The sequence below is a fragment of the Streptomyces nanhaiensis genome, from assembly GCF_046614825.1.
In the GTDB taxonomy this organism is placed as follows: Bacteria; Actinomycetota; Actinomycetes; order Streptomycetales; family Streptomycetaceae; genus Streptomyces; species Streptomyces radiopugnans.
In genome coordinates this window covers 1-2244 of record NZ_JBKJFM010000314.1, presented here as the reverse complement: position 1 = coordinate 2244, position 2244 = coordinate 1, and the positions used below count along the sequence as shown (strand labels likewise).

The 2244-nt window shown below is 77.9% G+C and carries 2 protein-coding genes; one reads left to right on the top strand and one right to left on the bottom strand.

Going from position 1 to position 2244, the window contains the following annotated elements; translation table 11 throughout:
- The coding region (locus ACLIYP_RS30235; RefSeq protein WP_412716266.1) for an ROK family transcriptional regulator at positions 1–962 on the bottom strand (962 nt) is incomplete at its 3' end.
- 59 nt (positions 963–1021) lie between these two features.
- On the opposite strand from ACLIYP_RS30235, the gene ACLIYP_RS30230 reads away from it, so the two are divergent.
- Positions 1022–2221 carry an MFS transporter gene (locus ACLIYP_RS30230; protein ID WP_412716265.1) on the top strand — a complete coding sequence of 400 codons (1200 nt, stop codon included), beginning with the start codon at positions 1022–1024 and terminating at the stop codon, positions 2219–2221.
- The last annotated feature ends 23 nt before the right edge of the window (positions 2222–2244 follow it).

Here is a 2244-nt window from a genome sequence, read left to right as displayed (position 1 = left end):
CGCGGCGGTCGCAGACCGTGTCCGCGCGCCAGCGCGCACACCGCCTCGGCGCCGGCCAGGGAGTGGAAGCCGCCGTCGCAGACCGTGGCCGACGGCAGCCCGGCGGTGCCGGGCACCGGCAGGAAACCGACCTCGCCGGTGCCGCCGGAGGCGCCGCGGCGCAGTGCGCCGTCCAGGATCACGGCGGCCCCCACGCCGTGCCCCAGCCAGAGCAGGACGAAGGTGTCGCGGCCGCGTGCCGCGCCGAGGCGGTGCTCGGCGATGCCAGCGAGGTTCACCTCGTTCTCCAGGACCACCGGGACGCCCAGCCGTTCGCGGATCGCGGCCGGGACCCGGGCGTGCCAGGCCGGCAGCGTGCTGCCGCGGCCGAGGGCTCCGGTGGCCGGGTCGATCATGCCGGGGGCGCCGACGGCGACGGTGTGCAGCGTGGTGACGCCGCTCTCGCGCAGCGCCTCCCGCAGGGCGGTCACCGTCCGCTCCACCGGATCGCCCCCGCCGTCTCCGCCGTCTCCGGCGCCCGCACCGCCCCCGCCGCTTCCACCGTCCGCGCCGTCCCCGACCGGGAGTTGCGCTCCGCCGGCCGCACCGCCGGCGAGGTCCGCCAGGGCGAAGGAGACGCCGTCGGCGCGGAGGTCGACGGCCGCGACGTGGGCGCGGTCGGCGACCAGGCCGTACAGCCGGGCGTTGGGCCCGCGGCGGGCCTCCCCCGCCTGGCCGACGATCCGGACCAGCCCGTCGTCGGCCAGGCGCCGCAGCAGGTCGGCGACGCTGGGACGGGACAGCCCGGTCAGCTCCTTGAGCCGGCCGGCCGTCAGGGGGCCGTGCTCCACCAGCAGTTCCAGCGCGATCCGGTCGTTGATGGCGCGGGCGGTACGGGGCGACGCGGTACGCGCGGGGCGCCCTGCGGGGTGGGGCGGAGGTGCGGGGGCGGCGGGGGGCGCGGGCCGCGGGGGCGTGGTCATGCGGGAATCCTCGCAGATTTCCTTTTTCATTCAGGAAGCCTTCCTGATAGTTTACGCGCATGCCCTCCTCCCCCATCCGCCGGGCCCGGCGCTCGGTCGCCCTGGTTTTCGCCCTGCACGGCGCGGTCTCCGGCGGGTTCACCACCCGCATCCCCTGGATCCGGGACCAACTCGACCTGAGCAATGGTCAGTTGGGACTCGCCCTGGCCTTCCCCGCGATCGGCGCCTCGCTCGCCATGCCGCTGGCCGGACGCCTGGTGCACCGCTACGGCGGGCGGGCCGCCGTACGCGCCCTGCTCGCCCTGTGGTGCGCCTCCCTCGCGCTGCCCGCCCTCTCCCCCCACCTGGCGCCGCTGTGCGCCGCGCTCCTCGTCCTGGGCGCCTCCGCCGGGATGGCGGACGTGGCCATGAACGCGCAGGGCGTGGAGGTGGAGCGGCGCTACGGGCGCTCGATCATGTCCGGGCTGCACGGCATGTGGAGCGTGGGCGCGCTGCTGGGCTCGGCGGCCGGCGTGGGCGCCGTCCACCTCGGCCTGGACGCCCGGATCCACCTGGCGCTGGCCGCCGCCGCCCTGGCCGCCGCCGTTCCGGCGGCCTGCCGCGGGCTGCTGGACGTACGGCCCGCGCCGGGACAGGAGGCGCCGCCGCGCTTCGCGCTGCCGCCGCGTTCGGCCCTGCTGATCGGCGCGGTGGGGATGTGCGCGGTGCTCGCCGAGGGCGCGTCGATGGACTGGTCCGGTGTCTACCTCAGGGACGTCACCGGGGCGTCGGCGACGGTCGCGGCCGCGAGCTACACCGCGTTCGCCTGCACCATGGCCGCCGCCCGCCTGGCCGGCGACGCCGCCGTACGCCGCCTCGGCCCGGTGCGCACGGTGCGGATCAGCGGCGTTCTGGCCACCGCGGGCGGCGCGCTGGTGGTGGCCGCGCCCGGCCCGGTGGCGGGCGTCGCCGGGTTCGCGCTGCTGGGCGTCGGGATCGCCGTGGTGGTGCCGCTGGCCTTCGCCGCGGCCGGGCACAGCGGTCCGGCCCCCGGGCAGGCCATCGCCGGTGTCGCCACCATCACCTACACCACCGGACTGGCCGCGCCGACCGTGATCGGCCTCCTCGCCGAACTGGTCTCGCTGCGGGCCTCGTTCGCCCTGGTCACCGCCGCAACCGCCGTCCTCGTCCTGGCCGCCGGGGTGCTGGGCGCCCCCGCCCGGAGCGGCGTCGTCGCCCGCAGCGCCGGGGACACCCGGGCGGAGCTGCGGGGGAACTGACCCGAGCGGCACGGGCGGGCGCG